This window comes from Deltaproteobacteria bacterium, from assembly GCA_016875395.1.
Lineage (GTDB): Bacteria > Myxococcota_A > UBA9160 > UBA9160 > UBA6930 > VGRF01.
Map to the genome: position 1 here is coordinate 1 of VGRF01000013.1, position 23,353 is coordinate 23,353.

The 23,353-nt window shown below is 70.2% G+C and carries 24 protein-coding genes; 8 read left to right on the forward strand and 16 right to left on the reverse strand.

The annotated features are described in order from the left end of the window. Positions 1 to 219 precede the first annotated feature (219 nt). The 5 genes from FJ091_11540 to maf form a co-directional block, all read right to left on the reverse strand. A complete protein-coding gene (locus FJ091_11540) occupies positions 220 to 630 on the reverse strand; it encodes a DivIVA domain-containing protein (GenBank protein ID MBM4383990.1) in 411 nt (136 codons plus the stop codon). 94 nt (positions 631 to 724) lie between these two features. Next, positions 725 to 1,426 carry a hypothetical protein gene (locus tag FJ091_11545; GenBank protein MBM4383991.1) on the reverse strand — a complete coding sequence of 234 codons (702 nt, stop codon included), beginning with the start codon at positions 1,424 to 1,426 and terminating at the stop codon, positions 725 to 727. Positions 1,427 to 1,443: 17 nt separating this feature from the next. After that, complete coding sequence (gene proC / locus FJ091_11550) at positions 1,444 to 2,274, reverse strand: pyrroline-5-carboxylate reductase (GenBank protein MBM4383992.1); 831 nt, start codon at positions 2,272 to 2,274, stop codon at positions 1,444 to 1,446. Further along, positions 2,271 to 2,978, reverse strand: coding sequence for a YggS family pyridoxal phosphate-dependent enzyme (locus tag FJ091_11555; GenBank protein ID MBM4383993.1), 708 nt, complete (start codon positions 2,976 to 2,978; stop codon positions 2,271 to 2,273). The genes proC and FJ091_11555 overlap by 4 nt, the downstream gene beginning before the upstream one ends. Continuing rightward, positions 2,975 to 3,574, reverse strand: coding sequence for a septum formation inhibitor Maf (maf, locus tag FJ091_11560; GenBank protein ID MBM4383994.1), 600 nt, complete (start codon positions 3,572 to 3,574; stop codon positions 2,975 to 2,977). Before maf ends, FJ091_11555 begins: the two co-directional genes overlap by 4 nt. 74 nt (positions 3,575 to 3,648) lie before the next feature. Between maf and FJ091_11565 the strand changes: the two genes are divergently transcribed. From FJ091_11565 to FJ091_11590, 6 genes are all read left to right on the forward strand, one after another. Next, positions 3,649 to 4,314: an HAD family phosphatase gene (locus FJ091_11565; GenBank protein ID MBM4383995.1), complete on the forward strand. Its 666-nt coding sequence runs from the start codon at positions 3,649 to 3,651 to the stop codon at positions 4,312 to 4,314. 4 nt (positions 4,315 to 4,318) lie between these two features. Then, positions 4,319 to 4,903, forward strand: coding sequence for a hypothetical protein (locus FJ091_11570; GenBank protein MBM4383996.1), 585 nt, complete (start codon positions 4,319 to 4,321; stop codon positions 4,901 to 4,903). Continuing rightward, on the forward strand, positions 4,900 to 5,727 hold the full coding sequence (locus FJ091_11575; protein MBM4383997.1) for an ABC transporter permease: 828 nt from the start codon (positions 4,900 to 4,902) through the stop codon (positions 5,725 to 5,727). Before FJ091_11570 ends, FJ091_11575 begins: the two co-directional genes overlap by 4 nt. Continuing rightward, positions 5,724 to 6,515: an ABC transporter ATP-binding protein gene (locus FJ091_11580; GenBank protein ID MBM4383998.1), complete on the forward strand. Its 792-nt coding sequence runs from the start codon at positions 5,724 to 5,726 to the stop codon at positions 6,513 to 6,515. The genes FJ091_11575 and FJ091_11580 overlap by 4 nt, the downstream gene beginning before the upstream one ends. Beyond that, complete coding sequence (locus FJ091_11585; protein ID MBM4383999.1) at positions 6,508 to 7,494, forward strand: MCE family protein; 987 nt, start codon at positions 6,508 to 6,510, stop codon at positions 7,492 to 7,494. Before FJ091_11580 ends, FJ091_11585 begins: the two co-directional genes overlap by 8 nt. Before the next feature lie 420 nt (positions 7,495 to 7,914). Beyond that, the gene (locus tag FJ091_11590; protein ID MBM4384000.1) at positions 7,915 to 8,247 is read left to right on the forward strand and encodes a DUF2203 family protein; all 333 of its coding nucleotides are present in this window, start codon (positions 7,915 to 7,917) and stop codon (positions 8,245 to 8,247) included. Positions 8,248 to 8,254: 7 nt separating this feature from the next. Here the strand turns inward: FJ091_11590 and FJ091_11595 are convergent, their stop codons facing one another. From FJ091_11595 to FJ091_11625, 7 genes are all read right to left on the reverse strand, one after another. Beyond that, positions 8,255 to 8,914 carry a glutathione S-transferase family protein gene (locus FJ091_11595; GenBank protein ID MBM4384001.1) on the reverse strand — a complete coding sequence of 220 codons (660 nt, stop codon included), beginning with the start codon at positions 8,912 to 8,914 and terminating at the stop codon, positions 8,255 to 8,257. A 16-nt stretch (positions 8,915 to 8,930) separates the two neighbouring features. Continuing rightward, positions 8,931 to 9,812 (reverse strand): DUF3501 family protein, encoded by an 882-nt coding sequence (locus tag FJ091_11600; protein ID MBM4384002.1) that lies wholly within the window; start codon positions 9,810 to 9,812, stop codon positions 8,931 to 8,933. Beyond that, complete coding sequence (locus FJ091_11605; GenBank protein ID MBM4384003.1) at positions 9,809 to 11,104, reverse strand: hypothetical protein; 1,296 nt, start codon at positions 11,102 to 11,104, stop codon at positions 9,809 to 9,811. Before FJ091_11605 ends, FJ091_11600 begins: the two co-directional genes overlap by 4 nt. A 173-nt stretch (positions 11,105 to 11,277) precedes the next feature. Further along, positions 11,278 to 11,703, reverse strand: coding sequence for a rubrerythrin family protein (locus tag FJ091_11610; GenBank protein MBM4384004.1), 426 nt, complete (start codon positions 11,701 to 11,703; stop codon positions 11,278 to 11,280). Positions 11,704 to 11,899: 196 nt separating this feature from the next. After that, positions 11,900 to 13,129: a CoA transferase gene (locus tag FJ091_11615; protein MBM4384005.1), complete on the reverse strand. Its 1,230-nt coding sequence runs from the start codon at positions 13,127 to 13,129 to the stop codon at positions 11,900 to 11,902. 73 nt (positions 13,130 to 13,202) lie between these two features. After that, a complete protein-coding gene (locus FJ091_11620) occupies positions 13,203 to 14,033 on the reverse strand; it encodes a HEAT repeat domain-containing protein (protein ID MBM4384006.1) in 831 nt (276 codons plus the stop codon). Further along, complete coding sequence (locus FJ091_11625) at positions 14,030 to 14,932, reverse strand: MBL fold metallo-hydrolase (GenBank protein MBM4384007.1); 903 nt, start codon at positions 14,930 to 14,932, stop codon at positions 14,030 to 14,032. The genes FJ091_11620 and FJ091_11625 overlap by 4 nt, the downstream gene beginning before the upstream one ends. A 240-nt stretch (positions 14,933 to 15,172) precedes the next feature. Here FJ091_11625 and FJ091_11630 point away from each other — a divergent pair, with 240 nt between their 5' ends. Further along, complete coding sequence (locus FJ091_11630) at positions 15,173 to 16,768, forward strand: vanadium-dependent haloperoxidase (protein MBM4384008.1); 1,596 nt, start codon at positions 15,173 to 15,175, stop codon at positions 16,766 to 16,768. 129 nt (positions 16,769 to 16,897) lie between these two features. Further along, the gene (locus tag FJ091_11635; GenBank protein ID MBM4384009.1) at positions 16,898 to 19,342 is read left to right on the forward strand and encodes a VCBS repeat-containing protein; all 2,445 of its coding nucleotides are present in this window, start codon (positions 16,898 to 16,900) and stop codon (positions 19,340 to 19,342) included. Between the two features lie 43 nt (positions 19,343 to 19,385). Here the strand turns inward: FJ091_11635 and FJ091_11640 are convergent, their stop codons facing one another. From FJ091_11640 to FJ091_11655, 4 genes are read right to left on the reverse strand one after another with little or no spacing between them, the layout of a single operon-like run. After that, complete coding sequence (locus FJ091_11640; protein MBM4384010.1) at positions 19,386 to 20,747, reverse strand: TldD/PmbA family protein; 1,362 nt, start codon at positions 20,745 to 20,747, stop codon at positions 19,386 to 19,388. Then, positions 20,744 to 22,189 carry a metalloprotease TldD gene (tldD, locus tag FJ091_11645; GenBank protein MBM4384011.1) on the reverse strand — a complete coding sequence of 482 codons (1,446 nt, stop codon included), beginning with the start codon at positions 22,187 to 22,189 and terminating at the stop codon, positions 20,744 to 20,746. Before tldD ends, FJ091_11640 begins: the two co-directional genes overlap by 4 nt. Continuing rightward, complete coding sequence (locus FJ091_11650) at positions 22,176 to 22,874, reverse strand: HAD-IA family hydrolase (GenBank protein MBM4384012.1); 699 nt, start codon at positions 22,872 to 22,874, stop codon at positions 22,176 to 22,178. The genes tldD and FJ091_11650 overlap by 14 nt, the downstream gene beginning before the upstream one ends. Positions 22,875 to 22,905: 31 nt before the next feature. Next, the gene (locus FJ091_11655; protein MBM4384013.1) at positions 22,906 to 23,301 is read right to left on the reverse strand and encodes a hypothetical protein; all 396 of its coding nucleotides are present in this window, start codon (positions 23,299 to 23,301) and stop codon (positions 22,906 to 22,908) included. Positions 23,302 to 23,353: the final 52 nt, after the last annotated feature.

Consider the following 23,353-nt stretch of genomic DNA (forward strand, 5'->3'; position numbering starts at 1 on the left):
CACAGCTCGTCGGGAATCCGCCAGCCCCGGTGAGCCTTCCCTCGTGCAGACACTTCACCCCCGGTCGCCAGTCGGAGGGTCACGGCTTGTCAATCATTAACACCCTGGGCGGTTTTCGGATAGGCTCTTAGGGCGCAGGAGCGGGTGCGTGTCCTCAGCCTTCTCGCCCGCATCGTCGTCCGCCGCTTCCTGGATCGTGTCGATCAGCGCGAGGTGCGTCTAGACCGTCTGCCGCAGCGCCTGCGCGAGGCGGCTGCGCAGCGCGCGCAGCTCACGCACGTCGTCGGCGAGCTTCGCGGCCCGGCGATGCGCGGCGTCGAGCAGCTTCTCCGCCATCACCTCGGCCTCGGACACGCGCACCTCGCTCTCGCGAATCGCGGTCTGCTTCAAGTCCGCCGCGAGCGACTGCGCCGTCACCAGCGTGTCGCGCATCAGCCGCTCCGTCCCCTGCAGCTCCTCGACGCGCTCCTCGAGCTCGCGCACCCGCTCCGCGAGCTGGTCGCGCTCCTTCGACAGCGCCGCGTAGTCCTCGCTCACGAGGTGCAGGAAGTTCTCCACCTCGCCGCCATCCACGCCGCGCAGCCGCGACGCGAAGCGCTGGCTGCGAGTGTCGAGCGACGTGAGACGCACCGGTGCCTCCAACCTGCGCGCGACGTGCGCACTCAGGAATGGGCAACTTGTCGGCGCGGAAGGGAGGGGGCTTGAGGGCGTCCCTTGGCCAGCTTCACAACCGTTCGAGGTACGTAGACGTGTCGGGGGCCGCCCACTGGACGTTCCGAGCAAGCCATGCGACGTCATTTGCGAACGAAAGCAGTCCGGCCGCGCCACGTGCGGCGACGCTACTTGGGTTTAGTTCGCACCCCGAGTACGCACACGAGTCGATCACGAGCACCCCATCTGGGCGGTCGGTGCCGGGTGTCTCTGCCAGCCGTCGACAGATGTCATTTTCGTCGGACGGTCCGCGGTAACCGACTGCCAGAACTGGAGTCCGCGAGAGCGAAGACGCAACGGCCTCCTTGGCTCCGCTCGGTCCGATGGCTTCGTGTCCATGCCAAACGCGCTTGAGAAGCTTCACTCCGGCGGTGGTCTTCCGGACTTGGTCCCACTGCTTGGCGATGTCCGACTTCACTTCAATCACTAGGGCTACCGATTCGACGAGATACAACCGATCGGGCGTACCGGGAGCGGGAAAGCTCGGGAGGAACGGGAACTCAACGACAATGTCCACCTGACCTGAGCTTGCGCCGAAGCCGTCGACCACCGCCCCGGTTCCGAATCGATAGGGCGTCGGGAAGACCTGGGAAAGAAATTCCCGCACGAGAACTTCGCGCTCAGAACCAACGACAGCTGAGGGCAGGGTCCGGCCGGCCTCCCAATGAGCCATCAGGATCGCTCGGATGCCAGCGAGCCGCGTGCCGAGTTCCACTCCTCTGCTCCCGTGACTCACGCCCCCAACTCCCGACTTCTCCTCGTCGCCGCCGCCACCGCCTCGTGCACCGCTGCCCGGAACCCTCCGGCCTCTAGTCGCTCCAGCCCCGCGATCGTGGTGCCGCCCGGCGACGTGACTTGGTCTTTCAGCGAGGCGGGGTGGCGCTTCGTCTCCTGCGCGAGCTTGGCGCTGCCTAACACCGTCTGCGTTGCGAGCGCGCTTGCAGCGTCGCGGGGGAGACCCATGCGCACGCCGGCGTCGCTGAGGGCTTCGAGGAGCACGAAGACGTAGGCGGGGCCGCTGCCGCTGAGACCCGTGACGGCGTCGAGGAGCGATTCGCTCGGGCACTCCCAGGCGAGGCCGACGCCGGCGAAGAGCGCGTGCGCGAGCGCGCGGTCAGAGGCGCTGCACGCGGCGTTCGGCGTGTAGGCGGTGGCGCCGGCGCGCACGAGCGCGGGCGTGTTCGGCATGGCGCGCACGACGCGCGTGCCGGCGGGGAGCGCGCTCTCGATCGCGGCGATGGAGACGCCGGCGGCGATCGAGACCCAGAGCGGCTTCGCGAGCGCGGTGTTGTTAGGGCCGCCGAGCGCGGCGAGCACGCTCTTCACGAGGCCGGGCTTCACGGCGATCACGACCAGGTCGCTCGCGGCGGCGTCGGCGTTGCTCGCGCTCACGCGGACGCCGAGCGCGCGCGCGAGGTGGTCGCGGCGCGCGGCTTCGGGGTCGGCGGCGCACACGCGGCTCGCGGGGACGCCGGCGGCGAGCACGCCCGCGGCGAGCGCCTCGCCCATGGCGCCGCCGCCGAGCAGGCCGATCGAGGCGGAGGCGAGTGCGGAAGCAGTCATTGCGTAGCTCCTCGGGATCCGAACAGGGCGGTGCCGATGCGCACGTGCGTCGCGCCCTCGGCGATCGCGCTCTCGAAGTCGTCGGACATGCCCATCGAGAGCATGGAACACTCGGCGCCGCTCACGCGCGAGAGCTCGTCGCGCAGCGTGCGCAGCCGCGCGAACGCGGGGCGCATGTCGGCGACCGGCTCCGGGATCGCCATCAGGCCGCGCACTTCGAGCGAGGGCAGGGCGCGCACGGCATCGAGCAGCGCGCGCAGCTCGCCCGGCTCGCAGCCGCCTTTCTGCGGCTCGGCGTCGACGTTCACTTGCAGCGTCACCGCGAGCCTCTTCCCCGCGGCCTGCGCTCGTCGCGAGAGCTCCTGCGCGAGGTCGAGGCGATCCACGGTCTGCACGCAGTCGAACAGCGGCACGACGAGGCGCGCCTTGTTGCGCTGCAGCTGGCCGAGGAAGTGCCAGCGCGGCGGCTCGATGCCGCGCGCGGCGAGCAGCTCGTGCACGAGGGGGATCTTCTCGCGCGCCTCCTGCGCGAAGTTCTCGCCGATGTCGTGCACGCCCGCGGCGACGGCTTCGGCGACGGCCTCCGCGCCGTGCTTCTTCGCGACACCGATGAGTGTCAGCTCGCGCGGATCGCGGCCCGCGCGCTTGGCTGCGGTCTCGATACGCTCGCGCAGCGCCGCGAGTCGTGCGGCGATCTCGCTCACGCGCGCACCGCGAAGCCGGCCTCGCGCAGCAGCGCGAGCGTCTCGTCCATCGGCAGGCCGATCACACACGTCTCGCTGCCGATCACGCGCGTCACGAACTTGCGCCCCTCGCCCTGCAGCGCGTAGGCGCCCGCCTTGTCGAGCGGCTCGCCGCCCGCGACGTAGGCGCGCACCTCGGTCTCGCTCGCGGCGCGCATCACGACGTCGCTCGCCACGCAAGCGCTGCGCGCCGTCGCGTCCGCGGTGTCGACCAGCGCGACGCCGGTGAAGACGGTGTGCGTGCGGCCGAGGATCCGCCCCAACAGCTCGACTGCGTGCTCCGGGTCACGCGGCTTGCCGAGCACGTCCTCGCCGATCACCACGATGGTGTCCGAGCCGAGCACGAGCCGGCGCGGGGTGGGGCCGAGCTTCGCGGCGACTGCTTGCGCCTTCTCGCGCGCGAGGCGCAGCACGAGCTCGCGCGGGTGCTCGCCGGCGCGCGCCGTCTCGTCGATGTCCGCGGGCAGCACGGTGAAGCGAACGCCCGCCTCCGCGAGCAGCATGCGCCGCCGCGGCGACGCGCTCGCCAGCACCAGCTCGGGCGATGAGGACGACATCGCGCGCGAGGTAGGCGGCGGCGCGCGGGGCGTCAAGGAATGCCGGCGGTGGTGCGAGCGATTAAGGTGCGCGGATGGACGCGGTGATCTTCGATTGCGACGGCGTGCTGGTCGATTCCGAGGTGCTCGCGCTCGAGATCGAGCACGCGACGCTGCGCGAGTTCGGCGTCGCGATCGACCCGGCGGAGTACGCGCAGCTCTGCTTGGGGCTGAACGAGGTGGACTGGTTCGCGGCGGTCGGACGCGCAGCGCCTTCGCTGCGGGAGCGCATGACTGAGTTCCGGGCGGTCAGCAACGCGCGCTATCGCGCCGCCATGGAGAGCGACCGCCTGCGCGCGATCGACGGCGCCCAGCGCGCCGTGTCCGCCGTTCGCGGCCAGCGCGCCGTCGCGAGCTCGAGCTCTTCTGCGAGCCTGCGCGGGAAGCTCGATCGCACGGGCCTGCTCGCGCTGTTCGATCCGCACGTGTACTCCGCGGACCTCGTCGCGCGCGGGAAGCCCTGGCCCGATCTGTTCGCGCACACGGCGCGCTCGCTCGGCGTCGCGCCCGCACGCTGCGTCGTGTTCGAGGACAGCGTGAACGGCGTGCGCGCCGCGCGCGCGGCCGGCATGCGCGTGTGGGGCTTCGCGGGCGGCGGCCACATGACGCCCGCGATCGCGAGCGACTTACTCGCGCATGGCGCGGAGCGCGTGGTCGCAAGCTGGGGCGAGGCCGCGATGCTCATCGAGCAGATCGCTTAGGCGCGTGCCTACCTCGCACGCGCCGCGCGCTGCGAGTACGGTGCGCGAGATGGCGTACCGAGGGGGAACGGGGCGCTGGCAGAGCTGGGCGCGCGTGGGGTTCGCGCTGGGGGCGCTCGTGTTCGCAGCGTGCGCCTCGGGGCCGAAGTGGCCGGACGGGCGCTTCGTGCACGGTGAGCTGGGCGGATCGATCGGCGACCTCGCGGCGCTCGAGCCGGGCTGGCGCGCGGAGAGCGCGCCCGACGCGTCGCTCGCGTATCGCCACGTGGACGGCTCGCACGCGTCGTGGCTGCGCGACTGCCGCCGCGCCCGTGCGAACCCGAAGGCATTGGGGCGCGCGCTCTGGATCGCGCTGCCGGGCGCGCAAGTCGAAGAGAACGCCGCCCTCGAGGTGGCGGGCGAGCCGGCGCACCGGCACCTCGGGCGCGCACAAGAAGGTGCGACGAGCCTGCGCGTCGCGACGATCGCGCGCGTGGCGGAGCGCTGCGAGGACTACTGGATGCTCGTCGTGCCGCACGGCGAGCTGCATCACCTCGAAGCGTTCGAGGCGTGGGTGCACGGCTTCGCGGAGACGGAGCCTTCGCAATGAACACGCCGCTCGTGCCGGTCGGGAAGCTCGGCGCGCGCGTGCTCGGTGCCGTCGCGGCGGCGGGCGACTTCCTCTTGTTGGGACTCGAGACCGCGCGCGCGTTCCTGCGCCCGCGCTTCCCGTTCCGCGACACGCTCGCGCAGTTCGACGCGATCGCGGTGCGCTCGACGCCGATCGTGATCATCACCGCGATCTTCACCGGCATGGTGCTCGCGCTGCAGGCGGCCTTCGCGCTCACGCGCTTCGGCGCGAAGCCGTACGTCGGCTCGATCGTCGGGCTCTCGATCGTGCGCGAGCTCGGACCCGTGCTCGCCGCGCTCATGGTCGGCGGGCGCGTCGGCGCGGGCATCGCCTCCGAGCTCGGCTCGATGGCGGTGACGGAGCAGGTCGACGCGATTCGCGCGATGGGCGCCGACCCCGCGCAGAAGCTCGCGCTACCGCGCGTGATCGCGACGACGCTCGGGCTCCCGCTCCTCACGTGCATGGCGATCGTGCTCGGCATCGCCGGCGGCATGCTCGTGGCCGATCTGCAGTTCGCGATCGCGCCGAGCTTCTACCGCCAAACCGTCGTCAGCAGCGTCGAGCTCGGCGACTTCTTCTCGGGCGTGCTGAAGACGTTCTTCTTCGGCTGGTGGATCGGCATGGTGGGCGCCTTCGTCGGCCTGCGCACGACGGGCGGCACCGCGGGTGTCGGCCGCGCGACCACGCAGGCCGTCGTGATCTCCTCGATCGGCGTGCTGATCAGCGACTTCTTCCTCACCAAGCTGTTCATGCTCGTGCCGACCGAGCGCCTGTTCATGCGCGCGATCGAGGCGCTGCGATGAGCGCGGGCGAGCCGCGAGCTCCCGCGATCGAGCTGCGCGGCGTGACGAAGGCGTTCGCCGGGAAGCCCGTGCTGCGCGGCGTCGATCTCTCGATCGGCGCGGGCGAAACCACCGTGATCCTCGGCGGCTCGGGCTCGGGCAAGAGCGTGTGCATGAAGCACATGATCGGGTTGTTACGGGCCGACGCGGGGGTGATCCGCGTGCTCGGGCGCGACGTGACGCGCATCTCGGAGCGCGCCTGGGTCGAGGTGCGACGCGACTTCGGCATGGTGTTCCAGAGCGCCGCGTTGTTCGACTCGCTCTCGGTCTACGAGAACGTCGCGTACACGATCCGCGAGCACGAGCGCTGGGACGAGGAGCGCGTGGGCGAGCGCGTCGCGTGGTGCCTCGACAACGTCGGCCTCACGGGCGCCGAGAAGCTGCTGCCCGCGGAGTTATCAGGCGGGATGCGCAAGCGCGTCGGCGTCGCGCGCGCGATCGCGCTGGCGCCGAAGATCATCCTCTACGACGAGCCGACCACGGGCCTCGATCCCGCGAACTCGCGCCGCGTCGGCGAGCTGATCCAGCGCCTCCAGCGCGAGCTCTCGGTCACGAGCGTCGTCGTCACGCACGATCTCGAGCTCGCCTTCGCGATCGCGGATCGCGTGGCGCTGCTGAAGCTGGGCCGCATCGTCGTGGACGGCCCGGCGCAATCCGTGCGCGGGTCGGGCAACGCCGACCTGCGCGAATTCATCGAGGGCGCGGATCCGCCCGCGCCCGCCACGTCCGGAGGAAGACACCATGGATGATCGCGGCCGCCTCAGCCTCGTCGTCGGCCTGTTCGTGCTCGGCGCGCTCGCGTTCGCGGGCTTCGCGCTCTGGAACCTCGGCGCGGACCAAGGCCTGCTCGCGGAGCGCTACCGCCTCACGACCTACTTCGAGGACGTGCAGGGCCTCGTCTCCGGCGGCGCGGTGCGGCTCGCGGGCAAGGACGTGGGCACGATCGAGTCGGTCTCGTTCGCGCCGGCGAAGGAAGGGCGCCCGCCGGTGCGCGTGATCATGCAGCTCACGACCGAGGTGCAGCCGCTGATCCGCAGCGATTCCGTCGCGGGCATCGGCACGGTGGGCTTGTTAGGGGACAAGTACGTCTCTCTCTCGATCGGCACCGACTCCGGCAAGGTGCTGCCCGACGGCGCCGAGATCGCAAGCGTCAGCCCGCTCGATCTGAACATGGCGGTGGTGCGCGGCACCGAGGCCATCGACAACATCGCGACGCTCGCGCAGAACTTGAACAAGGTCGTGACCGACTTCGACAAGGGCACGGGCGGCGCCAAGCTCGCGGACTCGGCTGCGGGGCTCAGCGAGATCGTTCGGGAGATCCAGTCGGGCGACGGGATGCTGCACACGCTGATCTACGACCCGTACCAGGGCAGCGCGCTTTCCGACGCGGAGGCTTCGATCGCGAGCCTGCGCAAAGTGATCGAGCAGGTGGAGACGGGCGACGGGATTCTGCACGGCCTGATCTACGAGCCGGTCGGCGATCGCGGCGTGATCGAGGATGCGCTGTCGGCGGCGGCGAGCGTGGAGAAGGCGGGGGTTCGGCTCGAGTCGGTGCTCGCGAAGGTGGACGAGGGCGAGGGCACGCTCGGGCTGCTCGTGAACGATCCGACGGCCTACGCGGACCTGAAGGCGGTGCTCGGGGGCGCGAAGGGGAATCGCGTGCTGACGTGGATGGTGCAGCGGGCGGCGGAGTCGGGGGCGAAAAAAAATACGTCGTCCTCTGAGTAGGAGGCGGCGGAATCGAAGACTCTCCGCCGCAGAGCCGGAGGAAGCTCTCTTGCACCGGCTCCGCTCGGGGTGGGAGGGGGGCCGTTCGGCTGCGGGCCTAATCACTGTGCCGTGCGGGCAGGAGGGCTGCGGGCGTTCGAGTGGGTGATGCAGCGAGGTGCGTCGCCGGTTGGCTGGAGACTTGGGCGCCCGCGGGCGCCCGACGTGTGTCCCTGCTGCGAGCCGTGCGGCTGCTTCTGCCGGTAGCCGGCTCCTCGCCTCAGACCCCGCCGTCCCACCCCTCGCTCCTTGCTCGGGTCAGCCTCGATCGTGGGTTGGGAGGCGGATGAAGCAGCCGCGGCATTGAGCCGCGGCTGCTTCACTCTTCTTCTCGTAGCCTGCGAGTCGTTGGCTCTTTGATCGTGTTGTTGGGGAATGCCTATGAAGAAGCAATGGAGCCTCGAGGCGGCGCGGGAGATGATTCCGGACGTGCGTTCGCGCACGGCGCGTGCGGTCGAGGAAGTGGAGCGACTCGAGGCGGAGCGGGATGCGCTGCGACCGGGCGCGACGCGCGCGGAGGCCGAGGAGCGCGTGCAGGAGGCGGTGCAGCGCTGGGCGCGCGAGATTGAGGCGCTCGGGGCGGACGTGAAGGGGCTTTGGCTCGTCGATTTCGATTCTGGCGCGGGTTATTACTGCTGGACCTGGCCCGAGGAAGAGCTCGCCTTCTTCCACACCTACGAGGAAGGCTTCGGCGGGCGCGCGCGGATTCAGTAGTGCGGTGTCAGCCCGCGCTCGGGAACAGCGCCGGATACGCGGCGCGCTCGCGCGCGAGTTGCGCGGAGAAGAGTGGCGTCGCCCACACGTGCTCGAGCAGGGCGCGCAGCTTCGGATGCGCGCTCGCGTCGGGCGCGTAGCCGGCGTAGCGCGCGTTCGTGAAGGCGGCGGCGAGCGACAGGTCGGCAATCGAGAGCTCGCCGCAGAAGTAGCCGTCGCGCGGCGCGACGGATTCGAGGTACGCGAGCGGCTCGGGGAGCTCTTCGCGCACGACGCGCGCGACGTTGGCTTCGTCCGTCGGCTGCTTCATGAACACGGGCTTGAACAGCCGCTCGCCGGCGATGGCAGCGAGCGATAGCGCGAGCTTCGAGTCCGAGAGCTCTTCCAGCCAGCACGCGAACGCGCGCTTCCGAACGTCGTGTGGATACAGCGCGGGCTCGGGGTGGGCGTCCTCGAGGTAGCGGCAGATCACGCTCGAATCGGGCAGCACGAAGTCGCCGTCGCGCAGCACCGGGATCTTGCGCAGCGGGCTGATGCGCAGGAACTCCTCGCTCGGGTTCACCACGGGCGAGAGCGGATCCTGCTCGTACGGGATGCGCTTGTGCTCGAGCACGAGCACGACTTTGCGCACGTAAGGGGAGAGCGAGCTGCCGAAGAGCTCGATCACGGCGACGCCTCCGCGCTCACGCGAGGCGCACGACCTCGATGCGCAGCGGCGCGGCGCTCGCGTCGATCACGATGCGCGCGGCGCCTCCTGCGCGCGCGATCTCGCTCGCGCACTTCTGCGCGAGGGCCATCGCCTCGGCGAGCTGCGCAGGTGGCGTCGCGGCGAAGCCGGGCGCGTTCGCATCGCGCGCTTCGACGCGCAGGCTGCCGGGCGCCTGCGGGCGCGCGGGCGCGACCACGCGGAAGTGCGTGCGCTCCTCGAGCACGCGGTCGCGGGGCGCCGAGGCTGCGGCGCGCGCGAAGTCGAGCAGCGGGGCAGGGTCGCCCGTGAGGTCGACGAGCAAGCTCGCGCGCGTCTCGGGCGAGAGCGGTGTGTCGGCCTGACACGCGCGGTGGTCGACGCGCAAGCTCACGGGTGTCGCTGCATCGCGGAACGCTGCGACGGCTTCGGGCGCGAGGCGGAAGCGCAGGTAGTGCACGGCCGAGATGCGGTCCTCGTCGAGCTGGCGCGTGTCGAACTCGCCGCGCACGTCGTGGGCGCCGACGCGCAGCGCGACGCACTCGTCGATGCCGACCAGCTTGTCGAGCTCGCTGCGGATCTTCGCCTGCTCGGTGATCTCGATGAACATCGTCGCGCTGAGCTCGCCCGCGGCGGGGATCAGCTCGTTGTAGACCGCCACTTCCTGCGCGATCGCAGTCGCGTCGCGCGTGCGCTCGACGCGGCACATCTCGAGGATCTGCCAGCGCAGCGTCTCGCGGTCCTCGAACAGAAGCGTGACGCGATCGCCCACCGCAACGCGGCGTGGCTGCTTGTGCGCGATCACGCGCGCGCGCAGCTCGTCGCGGATCGCCTCGAACGCGTCGAGCGGCGGGATGTCGGCGGGCGTGAGCGGGTTCATTCGGCGGCGATCCCGTAGGCGTGTCGTAACAACACGATCGGATGCACGGCCTTCTTGTGCAGGCCTTCCTCGATGCGCAGGCCGGAGAGGGGGCAATCCGTCGCGAAGTGCTCGGCACCGCTCGCGCCGAGCGTGTCGAGCAGCTTCTTCGCCACCTGCAGCGAGGCGTCGTGGAACTTCGCCTGCATGCCCCACGTTCCGTCCACGCCCGAGCAGGCGTCGATCAGCGTGACCTCGTCGGCGACGAGCCTCAGCACGTCGCGCGAACGGAAGCCGATGTTCTGCGCGCGCAGATGGCACGGCGCGTGGTAGGCGACGTGGCCGAGCTTGTGCTGGAAGTCGCGCTTCAGCTTCTTCGCGCGCGCGAGCTCGACCACGTACTCCATCAGATCGCGCGTCGCGGCCGCGACTCTCTGCGCGGCGTCGCCCGGAACGAGCTTCGGGTACTCGTGCTTGAGCATCAGCGAGCAGGAAGGGCCAGGCGCGACGATCGTGGCGCCCGCCTCCACGAGCGGCAGCAAGTCCGCGACGTTCTGCGCCGCGTTGCGCCGCGCGCTGTCGAGGTCGCCCACGTCGGTGAACGGCATGCCGCAGCAGCGCTCGTAGGCGACGTCGACGCGTACGCCCGAGTGCTCGAGCACGGCGACCGCGCTGCGCGCGGCGACCGGGTCGCTGTAGTTCACGAAGCAGGTCGTGAACAACACGGCGCGCCCGTTCTCGCCCGAGCCCTTCGCGCCGCCGCGGCGCTTCCACCAGCGGTCGGCGGTCTCGAAGTAGTAGCTCGGCTGCACCCAGTCGCGGTGGATGCCGACGGTCTTCTCCATCGCGATGCGCGAGAGCCGGTTCGTGTTGGCGAAGTTCATCAGCGGCGGCGCGAGCGAGGCGACTTTCCCTAACAGGTCAGTCTGCGTCGTGAGCTTGCGCGCGAGCGGTACGCCGTCGCGCTTCGCGCGGGCCTGCTGGTGGCGGCGCATCAGCAAGGGGAAGTCGATGTCCCACTCGTGCGGCGTGGTCGGCGTGTAGGGGCAGTGGTTGTAACAGAGCTTGCAGTGGTAACAGAGCTCGTTCACCGCATCGAAGCCGGCCATCGTGACGCCGGCGATCTCGTGCTCGGTCGCGTCGATCAGGTCGAAAAGCTTCGGAAACGAGGGGCAAAGCGGCAGACAGCGGCGGCACTGGTGGCACACCTCGCCCGCGCGGCGCAGCTCCTTCTCGACCTTCGCCAGATCGGCGAAGTCGGGGTCGTCGTAGGAAAGCGAGGTGCTCGGGCGTTCGGGGAGATCGACTTTCAACGGCGGCTCCGGGTTGTTAGGAGAACGACAGCGAGAGAAAAGCAGGGGTGAGGCTCACCAGGAACCTCACCCCTGCTTGGAACGAGGCCGCCTCGAGCAGCCCAACCTCGAGTGCGCGATCACCGCACAGCGAAGGTCCGAGCACATCGAGGCAGCTGTGCGAGCTTCGCTTGCTAGAGCTTCTCGAGTCCGTCGAGCGCCTTCTGGAAGCGGCCCGCGTGGGACTTCTCGGCCTTCGCGAGCGTCTCGAACCAGTCCGCGACATCGCCAAAGCCTTCGCCGCGCGCGGTCTTGGCGAAGCCCGGGTACATCTCGGTGTACTCGTAGGTTTCGCCCGCGACGGCCGCGACGAGGTTCTTGTCGGTCGAGCCGATCGGCTTGTCCGTGGCCGGGTCGCCCGCCTGCTTCAGGTAGTCGAGGTGGCCGTGCGCGTGGCCCGTCTCGGCCTCGGCGGTGTCGCGGAACAGACCGCCGACGTCGGGGTAACCCTCGATGTCCGCCTGCTTCGCGAAGTAGAGGTAGCGGCGGTTGGCCTGCGACTCGCCCGCGAATGCGTGCTTGAGATTGTCGTGCGTCTTGCTGCCCTTCAGCTGCGCCATGAAACCCTCCTGTGGCGTGTGAGAAAGCGAAGGCGCGCAGCATATGGCAGGGCGCGAAAGGGGCCTAGAGGCGCGGCGCGAATCGTCACGAAGGTGTCTGATGCCGGCGCTACGGAAGATCGCAGCGCCGGAGTCGGAGACCTTCGCTGCGAGAAGCCGCAGCGCGGGCGTCAGACACCTCGGCTGCGGTGCGCGCTCAAACCACGCCGCTCTTCTTCAGCTCTGCGCGCTCGCTCGCATCGACGCCGAGCTCCGCGAGAATCTCCTCGTTGTGCGCGCCGATGGCTGGCGCGCCGCTGCGCACGCGCACCGGCGTGCGCGAGAACTTCGCGGCGGGGCCGACGACGGGGATGCGCGGGTTCCCCTCGACCGTCGTGGCCTGGAGCATCTCGCGGTCCGCGACGTGCGGGTCGCGCGCCGCTTCCGCGTAGGTGCGCACCGGCGCGATCGGCAGGCCCTCGGCGAGCAGCGCAGCTTCGGCCTCGGCGACGGTGCGCTCTGCCATCCAGTCCGCCACGAGCGCGTCGACCTGCGCGCGCCGCGCGAGACGCGCCGCCGTGGTCGCGTAGCCCGGGTCGTCCGCGAGCTCGGGGCGACCGAGTACGCGCGCGAGACGCTTCCAGTGCGCGTCGACGAGCACGCCCACCATCGCGCTGCCGTCGCGGCACTTGTAGACGTTCGCAGGCGCGGCGATGCGGAACTGGTTGCCGAGCCGCGGCAGCTCCACGTCCATCGCACCGAGCGTCAAGTAGCCCGTGCTCTGGAAGAGGATCGAGTCGAGCAGCGAGATGTCGACGTGCTGTCCCTCGCCGGTGCGATCGCGGTGGCGCAGCGCGGCCATCGCGCCGAGTGCGGCGTGGAGCCCTGACAAGTCGTCGCCGATGAACGTCGGAGCCTTCACCGGCTCGCCGTCGGGCGAGCCGTTCAGCGAGATGAAGCCGCTCGCCGCCTGCGCGAGTGGGTCGTAGCCGGCGCGGTCGTGATCGCGGCCGTACTGCCCGAAGCCGCTGATCGAGACGAGGATCAGGTCGTGCTTGCGCGCGCGCAGCTCGCGGTAGCCCACGCCCCAGCCATCGAGCGCACCGGGGCGGAAGTTCTCGATCACGATGTCGGAGCGCCCGCACAGGTCGAGGAAGATCTCGCGCCCGCGCGGTGCGTGCAGATCGAGCGTGAGGCTGCGCTTGTTACGGTTCAGCGTGGCCTGCATGAACGACACGGGCGGGTTCGTGCCCGGGAGCAGCGGCGGCGAGCGCCGCGCGACTTCACCTGCGGGATGCTCGACCTTGATCACGTCGGCGCCGAAGTCGGCGAGGATGCAGCCCGCCATCGGCCCGGCCCAAGTCGTCGTGAACTCGACGATGCGCACCCCAGCGAGCGGCCCCGCGATGTCGCTGCGGGCTTCGCGGTAGAACTCGGACTTCTGCATGTGCACCTCGTTCGGCGTGAGCGGGCGATAGCGGACGAAGGCGCACGCACGCGAGGCCCCGCGTGCCGTTCGCCTACGTGCGCCCCGCGCCTCGGTCTCCCGCAGCGAGCCGCGCGAGCGCGCGCTCCGCCGCGCGGCGCAGGTCCGCGTCGGCGTTCTTGGCAGCGGCCGCGGCTTCGAGTTGGTCGCGCGCATCGGGCGGGATGCACCGCGGGTCACGCGCGCCGAGCTCACCGAGCGCCAGCGCCGCGAGGCGCCGCGAGGCCGCGTCGGCATCGCTCGCGAGCACGCGCACGAGCTGCCCGCCCACTCGCGCGGGCGGGCTCCAGAGCGCAGCCATCGCGGTGAGCGCGGCGCGGCGCACGTGCACGTCGCGGTCGCGCGCCGCTTCGAGCAGCGCGTCGGCGGCCTCGGGGCGCTCGGGCGCGAGCTCCCGCAGCGCGAAGGTCGCCATGCGGCGCACGAGCGGGCTCTCGCCCGTGCGCGCGAGGCCCGTGAGGAGCGGGAAGACTTCGCCGTGCACGCGGCCCGCATCGACCAAGAGGCGCGCCGCTGCCCAGCGCACGTCGCCGTCGGGGCTGCCGAGCGCTTCCACCAGCGCGGGCAGAAGCCGAGGTCCGGGAGGCGCGATGCGCGCGAGCGTGAACGCCGCGGCGAAGCGGCGCGCGGGCTCGTTGCCGTGCAGCGCGGCGCGCAGGCCGGGGTCGACGTCGCCGTGCTTGCGGCCGATCTCGACGAGCGCGTCCGAGGCCGCGCGCGAGACCGCCTTCACGGGATCGCCGAGCGCCGCGCACAGCGCCTCGGTGAAGAGCGTCGCCGCCGGGTCGCTCGCGGCCGCGATGCAGGCCGCGCGCCGCTCGTTCGGATCCGCGCTGGCGAGCCCTAACAAGACCGGGTGCGTCACACCCGCTGCCACTTCGCGTCGAGGTCGCTCGCGGCGCCGTCGCGCGAGGCGCGCTTCTCGCGCACGAGCTTGCGCAGATGCTGGATCACCGACTGCGCCGCCGCTGCGTGCAGCGCCGCCGGATACGCCGCGTACACGACCTGCACGATCTCCATAGCGCGCGACGGCCCGCGCTCCAGCGCGTCGAGAATCTGCCCCTCGCGCTCGCCGCGATGCGCGATGTACTCGCGCAGCTTCGCGGCGCCGTGCTCGATCACCGGCCCGTGCGCCGGGTAGATGCGGCGCGGCTCTTCCGCGAGCAGGCGGTCGAGCGAGCGCATGTAGTCGCCGAGGTCGCCGCTCTCGGCGGGGATGACGGTCGTTCCGACCCCTAACACATTGTCGCCGCTGAACAGCGCGCGCTCTTCTTCGAGGATGAAGTTGAGGTGGTCCGGAGCGTGGCCCGGCGCGTGAATCGCGCGCAGCGTGGCGCCCTCGGCGCGCACGATGTCGCCCGGAGCGAGCGGCTCGAGCGCGAGGTCGCCGTAGGGCCCATCGAAGAGAGCGCTAGGCATCTTGCGCACGCGCAACTTCCCGAAGCGTGACATCACCGAGCGCACGCCGCCGATGTGATCGGGGTGGCCGTGCGTGCACACGATCTCGGCGATGCGCTCGCAGCCGCTGCGCTGCATCGCCTGCTCGAGCACCGGCAGGAACTTCTCTTCGCCTTGCCCGGGGTCGATCAGCAGCCGCGCTTTCCCCGTGCCCACGAGGTACGCGTTCGTGCCCGGGCCGGTGAACATGCTCGGGTTCTGCCCGAGCGCGACGGTCACGCGCGGCGACCAGACGCCCACGTCGGGCATTTTCATCCCGAGCATCACCTGCGGAGCGGGAGCCTGCGGCGCGGCGGCATTCGACATGGCGGCGATTCTATGTGGAGAGCCGACGGAAGGCTCGATCTCGCCCAAACGGGGGAGCCCAACTGCTCGCATCTCCGTCAATTCATGCAAGTGCGTGTCTGTTGCCCATCGAGCCGGAGTAGCTTGCTCCGACGTGGCGTTAATGCCACGTCACCAATCGAGGAAGCTGACGTGAGCGAGCGCAGGGAATCCGATCAGGCTGAAGCGGGAATCATTTCACGACGAGGGTTCTTGGGCGGCGTGAGCGCGATCGCAGCCGCGGCCGCGGTGGTGGGGCCGAGCGCAGCCGCCGACGCTGGCGCAGCGGGACCCGGCACACCGCTCGCGAACGTGGCGGCGCGACGCCGGCGCGCGAACTCGCTGCGCGTGAGCGCGGCGCGCAGACATCTGCTCGCGCCGCTGACCGTGCAGGCCACGAACGGCGACGAAGCCCGCTACGGCGACTTCCGCGCGAGCTACTCCAAGGGGCTCCCGCACAACGCGCTCGGCGAGGTCGACCCGGCAGCGTTCGCCGCGCTTCAGGTCGCTGGCAACGCGACGAATGGCGCGGGATACGAGCTGATTCCCCTGGGCGGAGCGCGCAAGCAGGTCAGCCCGCAGGCTTGTCTCTCGTACGAGCTTTCGGGCATCGACGGGCAGGACACGCGCATTGCGCCGCCGCCGACGTTCGCGAGCGCGGACCAAGCCACTGAAATGCTCGAGGTCTACTGGCAGGCGCTCACCCGCGACGTGCCCTACCGCGTGTACGACCTCGACTCGACCGTCGCGGATGCGGTGGACGAGCTCAACGCGGTCAGCGTACGCATCGGCACCGGCGCCACGGTCACGCCCGGAAATCTCTTCCGAGGCGAGACGCCCGGCGACCTGATCGGGCCGTACATCAGCCAGTTCCTCTGGTTGCCCGTGCCTTACGGGCCGACCCGAATCGATCAGCGCTACGCCCAGCCGAATCCCGAAGACTTCATGACGAGCTACGGCGAGTGGCTCGCCATCCAAAACGGGGTCAACCCGACGCGGACGCTCACCTTCGGGCCGGGCGTCTACATCCACGACAATCGCACCCTCGGCGAGTGGGTACGGGTCGACGTCTCCTTCCAGGGCCCCCTGAATGCGGCGTTGATCTGCCTCGGCTTCGGTGGCGCGGCGCTGTCGCCGACCAACCCGTACCGCTCGCTCGCGAAGCAAGCTGCGTTCGCGAACTTCGGCGGCCCGGAGATTCTGCACCTCGTGACGATGTCGGCGCGCGCTGCGCTCGTCGGCGCGTGGTTCCAGAAGTGGTCGTGCCATCGCTGGCTGCGCCCGGAAGCCTTCGCGGGCCGCGTCCACAACCAGGTGACCGGCGTGAAGGACTACGGCATCCACCCCGACGCCACGAGCTCGGAGGCTGTCCTCCGGCTGCTGTCGGCGAACGGCACGGCGCTGCTGCCGCTCGCGTTCCCGGAGGGCTCGCCGACGCATCCTTCGTTCCCGGCGGGCCACGCCGCGATCGCTGGCGCGGGCTCGACGATGCTGAAGGCGCTCTTCGACGAGAACTTCGTGATTCCGAATCCGGTGGAAGCGAGCGCGGACGGCAGCACGCTCGACCCGTACGCGGGCACGCTCACGCTCGGGAACGAGTTCAACAAGCTCGCGGCGAACATCGCGATCGGACGCGACGCGGCGGGCGTGCACTACCGGGCGGACGGCGTCGATGGCATGGCGCTCGGTGAACAGATCGCGATCGGAATCCTGCAGGACTACTCGGTGACCCACAGCGAGGAGTTCGCAGGGTTCCGCTTCACGCGCTTCGACGGCGTGAGGATCCAGATTCGAAACGGTGCCGTTTCGATCCTGTGAGGTGACGTTCGCGGCGACCGGCGAGCGAACGGTCGCTCGCCGGTCGCTCGTTTTGTGGCAGAGCGTGCGACCCAAGTGAGGCCGAGGGGCCACCCACACAGCCACGAAGCAACTTCAGAAAGGGATCCCATGCGACGCACGTCGGCTCCGGCGCTCTGCGGCGGACTGCTCACCGCGCTTCTTGGATGGACGGATGCGACCGCGCAGGCCGCATTCACGGACCAGACCGCCGCCGCCGGCTTGGTTTACTCGGTTGCCACGGCATCAGACGCGCCCGGCGTTCCCATGTGGGGCGGCCTCTCGGTCGGAGACTTCAACAACGACGGCTTCCCGGACTTGTTCGTCGCGTCGGGCGGCGGCAGCGCCGATGCACTGTTCATCAACCAGGGAGATGGCACCTTCGTCGACGAAGCGGCGGCCTGGGGACTCACCGACCTCCACCGCGGAAACGGCACCGCTGTCGGCGACTACGACGGCGACGGCGACCTCGACTTGTACGTATCGAGCGCGGGCCCGATGAGCGGACCGGTCGTGGCTGGCGCAAACCGCCTCTACCAGAACAACTTCGCGCAGGGCTCGGCGACGTTCACGGAAGTCGCCGCCGCAGCCGGGGTCGCCCTCACGGCGCCCACGGACGCGACGGTGTTTCCGTTCGGCGTTGCCTTCGGCGACTACGACCTCGACGGCGATCTCGATCTGTTCGCCTGCAACTGGCGCCCCCCGACCTACCAGTTCCAGGACGGGAACCGGCTGTTCCGAAACAACGGCGACGGCACCTTCACCGATGTGACGGTTGCCGCGGGCGTGCTCGCGGACTTCGCCGGCTTCTCACCGCGCTTCGCCGACATGAACGGCGATCGCTACCCGGAGTTGATCATCGCCGCCGATTGGGTGGGAAGTAAGTACTTCCGCAACAACGGCGACGGAACCTTCTCCAACCTCGCACCGGGGAACGGAACCGCGCTCGATCAGAACGGCATGGGCAGCACGATCGGCGACTTCAACCGCGACGGTCGCTTCGACTGGTACGTCACGTCGATCGAAAACGCCCAAGGAAACTTCCTCTACGTCAACCAAGGCAACCACACGTTCTCGGCGCTGCCGGCAGCGAACGGCGCGAAGAACGGAGGCTGGGGCTGGGGCGCGACCGCACTCGACGCGGATCACGATGGCTTCGTCGACATTGCGGAGACCAACGGCTGGTTCAACGGGATCTACTCGAATGACCCGGCGTATCTGTTCCGCAACAACGGCAACATGACCTTCACGGATGTCGCAGCTAGCTCCGGCTTCGTGAACACTTCTGGCGGCCGCGCGCTCGTCACGTTCGACTACGACCTCGACGGGGACCTCGACCTCGTGATGTCGACGAACGACAACACGGTCGGCGGGCCAATCTTCCTGTACCGCAGCGAGCTGTCTGGCTCGAACGCGAACTGGCTCGAGCTCTCGCTCTCTGCGGCCGGTCATCCGGGGATCGCGGCGAACGGCGAGGGGAGCATCATTCGCATCTCCGCGGGCGGCGCTTTCCAGTACTTCAATCTCGCCGGCGGTTCGAACTTCCTTGGCCAAGGCGAGCTGATCGCTCACTTCGGTCTTGGCTCCGCCACGAACGTCGACGAGATCGCCGTGATGTGGCCGAGCGGTACGACGACCGTGCTCACCAACGTCGCCGCGAATCAGCGCGTGCTCGTGACTCCGCCCGCCACCTTCACGCCCGCGCTCAGGGTCGCGGACGCGTCGCTCTCAGAAGGAAACGCGGGCACGACCAACGCAGGCTTCGCGTTGACCCTCTCCGCTGCGGTCGGGTCGGACGTGGTCGTCGACTACGCGACTCTCGATGGGACTGCGACCGCGGCCGGCAACGACTACGTGCCGGCGATCGCTCAGGCGACGATTCCCATGGGAGCTACGACCGCGTCGATCGACGTCGGCATCCTCGGAGACGTCACCCCGGAGCTGACGGAGACGTTCCAGGTGCAGATCACTGCAGCGCCTGGCACCGCGGTCCTCGACGGGACTGCCACCGGCACGATCGTCGACGACGACGGGACGCTGCTGCACGAAGAGTTCGATGACGGCGTTCAATCCTGGATCGCGACCTCCGGGACGTGGACAGAGATTGGCGGCGCGCTGAACGGCTCCGCGGCATCGGGCTTGGCGCGAATCTCCTCCCCGGCAACTTGGTCGCCTTCCGGACTGTCCGCCTGCTTGGTCTGCACGGTGGAGACTCAGATGACGCTCGGCGGGCAAGCGAAACAGGCCGACATCGCGGCGTGGAGAACCGGGTGGACCAACTTCATCTCGGTGACCGCGAACGCCCAGAGGAAGCGTTGGGAGCTCCTGGAGGTGAGGAACGGCGTGACGGTGCAGAGCCGCCGCTTCAATCAGACGATCCTTCCGAACGTCGCCTACAACCTGCGCGTGGAGCACACCGGCGCCGCAGTCCGCGTGTACATCAACGGAGTCCTGCGGTTGACCCTCATACCGACCCAGCCGCTCGTGGCGGGCGATGTCGGAATGCGCGTCTCGTCGGGCATGACGGCAAAGTACGAGTTCGTGAAGATTTACTGACGACGGTCAGCGTGCCGCGCGCGACGCATCGCGCGCGGCACGCTCACTCGCCCGCGATCGTCATCCGCGCGATGCGTAGGCTCGGCGCACCGAGGGATCCGAGGAAGCGCGTGTCCGCGGCGATGGCCTCGATCTGCTCGAACATCGTGCCGAGATTCCCCGCGATCGTGATCTCCTGAACCGGAAACGCGCGCTCACCGCGCTCGATCCAGAAGCCGTGGGCGCCGCGCGAGAAGTCGCCGGTCACCGCGTTGAAGCCGTGGCCGAACATGCCTGTCACGAGCAGCCCGCGTTCCATGCCGCGGATCAGCGTGTCGAGATCGCCCGCGCCGGGCTCGAGCCAGAGGTTCGTGGGCGCCGCGGTCGGCGCGCTGGCGGCGGAGCGCGCGGCGTTGCCCGTGGTCGTCAGGCCGAGCTTGCGCGCGGAGTAGGAGTCGAGTAGCCAGCTGCGCAGCACGCCGTTCTCGACGAGCACGTTGCGGCGCGTCGGCTGGCCCTCGCCGTCGAAGGGCTTGCTGCCGAGTCCGGCGCGCACGCGGCCGTCGTCGACGATCGTGACGCGCTCGCTCGCGACGCGCGCTCGCATCTTCTCGCGCAGGAACGAGCTGCCGCGGTAGACGCCGTATCCCGAGAGGCAACCGACGAGGTTGCCGAGCAGGTCGCGCGCGGAGGGCGCATCGAAGATCACCGGCACTTCACAGGTGGGGACGCGCCTCGCGCCCAGCCGCGCGAGTGTGCGCTGCGCCGCGATGCGGCCCACTTCCTCCGGCGCGTCGAGCTTCGAGGCGTGCCGGCTCGCGGTCATCCACCACGAGGTCTGCATCTCACCGTTCTCCGCGGCGACGGGCTGGGAGAACATCGAGTGTGAGGCCGTCTCGTAGCCGCCTGCGAAGCCGGCGCTCGATCCGTAACAAATGCTCGTGCGCGCAGCGTTCGCGCTCGAGCCCTCGGAGTTGGTGATGCGAGCGTCGAAGCCTCGCGCCGCGTCCTCCGCCCGCTGAGCGCGCGCGATCCAGTCCGCGGTCGTGAGCGCGCGATCGGCGGGGTCGAAGAGCTCGAGATCGGGCAGGGCGCTCGCGAAGCCGTCGCTCGGCAGCCCCGCCGTGTGATCCGGCGCCGTCGCGCGCGCGAGCGCGACCGTGTCCTCCGCGAGCCGCGCGATCGCATCGCGCGCGAGGTCGCTCGACGAAGTGACCGCACTGCGCAGGCCGCCAGCGCCGTCCGCGAACACGCGAATGCCGAGCGTGCGCTCGCGCGACTGCTGAACTGTGTCCACTTCCTTGCCGCGCACGCGCACTTCCAGCGCATCGCTGTCCGCGAGCACCGCGTCGCACGAGTGCGCGCCCGCGGCTTTCGCGCGCTCGAGCGCGAACTGCACCGCATCGAGCCCCGACAGCTTGGTCATCGCTCGGTGCCGCCGACCGTGAGGCCGTCCACGCGAATCGTCGGGAGCCCGACGCCGACGGGCACCGACTGCCCGTCCTTGCCGCACGTGCCGACGCCGAGGTCCAGCGCGAGATCGTTCCCGATGCGCGAGACGCGCGTGAGCACGTCGGGGCCGTTGCCGATCAGGGACGCGCCGCGCAGCGGCTCGGCGAGCTTGCCGTCGACGATGCGATAGGCCTCGCTCGCCGAGAACACGAACTTGCCGCTCGTGATGTCGACTTGGCCGCCGCCGAACGTCTTCGCGTAGAGGCCGTTCTTCACCGAGCGCAGCACGTCCTCGGGGTCGTCGCTCCCGGCGAGCATGAACGTGTTCGTCATGCGCGGCATCGGGAGGTGCGCGTAGCTCTGGCGGCGGCCGTTGCCCGTGGGCGTGTGGCCCATCAGGCGCGCGTTCAGGCGGTCGTGCAAGTAGCCCACGAGAATGCCGTCCTCGATCAGCACCGTGCGCGACGTGGGCGTGCCTTCGTCGTCGACGTTCAGCGAGCCGCGCCGGCCAGGGATCGTGCCGTCGTCGATCACCGTGACGCCCGGCGCGGCGACGCGCTGGCCGATGCGGCCCGAGAACGCGGACACTCCCTTGCGATTGAAGTCGCCCTCGAGGCCGTGGCCGACCGCTTCGTGCAGCAGCACGCCCGGCCAGCCGGGTCCCAACACCACGTCGAATGCGCCGGCGGGGCACGGGCGCGCGTCGAGATTCACGAGCGCGAGGCGGATCGCTTCGTCGGCGAGCGGCTGCCAGTTCTCAGGCAGCAGGAACTCCGCGAGCTCGCGGCGCCCGCCCGCGCCCTGATAACCCACCTCGCGCCGTCCACCCGCGCCGTGCGCGATCACCTGCACGTTGAGGCGCACGAGCGGCTGCGCGTCCGCCACCCACCCGCCGTCGCTCGCGGCGACCATCACGTTGCGGTGCTGCGTGATGACGCTCGCCATCACCTGCACGATGCGCGGGTCCTTGGCGCGCGCGTAGCGGTCGATCGCGTCGAGCAGCGCCACCTTCGTCGCGATCGGCACCTCGGTCGGTGCGAGCGCGACGGGATAGAGGTCGAGCGCGGGCTTTCCCGCGCGCACCGCCACGACGCCGCCCTGCGGCGCGCCGGCCGCGATCTCGCGCGCGGTGCCCGCGGCGACCTGCAGCGCCTCTACCGTGATGTCGTCGGCGTGCGCGTAGCCCTGCTTCTCGCCCGAGATCGCGCGCACGCCGACGCCTTGTACTAGGTGGCGGTCGCCGCTCTTCACGATGCCGTCTTCGAGCGAGACGGAGTCCATCGTCGAGGCTTCGAAGAACAGATCCGCGTGGTCGATCTTGCCATCGAGCGCCGTGCCGAGCGCGCGCTCGAGCTCGCGTGTGCCGATGCCAAAGCGTGCGCCGAATGCGGGCGCCGAACTGTTAGGGCTGGACATCGCTCTCCAATGCTTCGAGGCGGGCGGGAAGGTCGGCCAAGCTAGCAAGCTCCGTGACATCGATCGGTGTCATGCCCGCCTCGTGCGAGGCCTCGACATCGAGCTGCGCGTGGTCGCCCACGTAAACACACGCGCTCGCCGCGACGCCGAGGCGCGCGAGGCACGCGTCGAAGATGAGCCGCGCAGGCTTCGCCGCGCCGCAGTCTACGGGCAGCACGATCTCCGCGAAGGCGTCGTGCAGACCGAGCTCGCGCAGGATCGGGTGCAGGCGTTGGTCGAAGTTCGAGACGATCGCGAGCGCGCGGCCCGAATCGCGCAGTACGGTGAGCGCTGCGTACGCACCTTCGCGCGCGCGCCAGGCAGCGCCGCGCGCGAAGTGATCCCAGAGCGCCGCGAAGTAGGCGTCGAAGTCGCGAAAGCGCGCGGTGCCGTCCGCGGCGAGAAAGGTCTCGCGCACGCGCGCGCGCCACCACGCGCGCTCGAGCTCGGCGGCACGCGCGGGCGGCTCGCCCGGATGCACGTTCGCCGGCGCCGCCGCGAACACGCGGCGGAAGGCGTCCTCGATGCGCGCGGGCGAGAGCGCGACGCCGTGCTGCGCGGCGAGGCGGGCGTAAGTGGCGCCGACCGGCTCGGCGGGAGTGATTAGGGTGCCGGCGGCGTCGAACAGAACGGCGGCGATGCGCATGGGCGGCGCAGCGTAGGAGCGGGGCGAGGCGTCAGCGAGCTGCGACTCGCGCCGGGTCGCCCAGGTCGCGGCGCTTGTACCCGTCGCAGGCGCGCTCGGTGCGAGCGATGTTCAGGAGCACCAGCTCGTATTGGATGCTCGCGTCCTTCAGCAACTCGACTTCGACCGGGGGCACGCCGCCAAGCTCTCGCGCGAGGCGTGCCCGAATCTCGGCGAGGAGTGCGCGTGGCTCGCGTCCGAGGACGCCAAACTCACCGAGCGCGAGCATCGGATGTGAGGCGCTCTCGATCCGAATCACCTCGACCAGGCGGAGCCGATCGGGACAGCGGAGCACTCGGCCGTGCACGAGCAGGAGGTCGCCGAGCTCGATCACTTGCTCCGCGTGGATGGGAGCGGCGAGCAGGGAGAGTGCGAGCGCGAGAGTCACAGAGCGAAGTACGCGTGGGCGCATGACGGAGAGATCGCCCGCGAACGCCGCC

Excerpts from the sequence above, each read along its gene's own strand:
- FJ091_11650 (MBM4384012.1), bottom strand. The coding sequence starts at position 22,874 with ATGCGCATCGCCGCCGTTCTGTTCGACGCCGCCGGCACCCTAATCACT.
- FJ091_11590 (MBM4384000.1), top strand. The coding sequence starts at position 7,915 with ATGAAGAAGCAATGGAGCCTCGAGGCGGCGCGGGAGATGATTCCGGAC.
- FJ091_11635 (MBM4384009.1), top strand. The coding sequence starts at position 16,898 with ATGCGACGCACGTCGGCTCCGGCGCTCTGCGGCGGACTGCTCACCGCG.
- FJ091_11580 (MBM4383998.1), top strand. The coding sequence starts at position 5,724 with ATGAGCGCGGGCGAGCCGCGAGCTCCCGCGATCGAGCTGCGCGGCGTG.
- FJ091_11640 (MBM4384010.1), bottom strand. The coding sequence starts at position 20,747 with ATGACCAAGCTGTCGGGGCTCGATGCGGTGCAGTTCGCGCTCGAGCGC.
- FJ091_11565 (MBM4383995.1), top strand. The coding sequence starts at position 3,649 with ATGGACGCGGTGATCTTCGATTGCGACGGCGTGCTGGTCGATTCCGAG.
- tldD (MBM4384011.1), bottom strand. The coding sequence starts at position 22,189 with ATGTCCAGCCCTAACAGTTCGGCGCCCGCATTCGGCGCACGCTTTGGC.
- FJ091_11585 (MBM4383999.1), top strand. The coding sequence starts at position 6,508 with ATGGATGATCGCGGCCGCCTCAGCCTCGTCGTCGGCCTGTTCGTGCTC.
- FJ091_11600 (MBM4384002.1), bottom strand. The coding sequence starts at position 9,812 with ATGAACCCGCTCACGCCCGCCGACATCCCGCCGCTCGACGCGTTCGAG.
- proC (MBM4383992.1), bottom strand. The coding sequence starts at position 2,274 with ATGACTGCTTCCGCACTCGCCTCCGCCTCGATCGGCCTGCTCGGCGGC.
- FJ091_11625 (MBM4384007.1), bottom strand. The coding sequence starts at position 14,932 with ATGTCGAATGCCGCCGCGCCGCAGGCTCCCGCTCCGCAGGTGATGCTC.
- FJ091_11615 (MBM4384005.1), bottom strand. The coding sequence starts at position 13,129 with ATGCAGAAGTCCGAGTTCTACCGCGAAGCCCGCAGCGACATCGCGGGG.
- FJ091_11575 (MBM4383997.1), top strand. The coding sequence starts at position 4,900 with ATGAACACGCCGCTCGTGCCGGTCGGGAAGCTCGGCGCGCGCGTGCTC.
- FJ091_11610 (MBM4384004.1), bottom strand. The coding sequence starts at position 11,703 with ATGGCGCAGCTGAAGGGCAGCAAGACGCACGACAATCTCAAGCACGCA.
- maf (MBM4383994.1), bottom strand. The coding sequence starts at position 3,574 with ATGTCGTCCTCATCGCCCGAGCTGGTGCTGGCGAGCGCGTCGCCGCGG.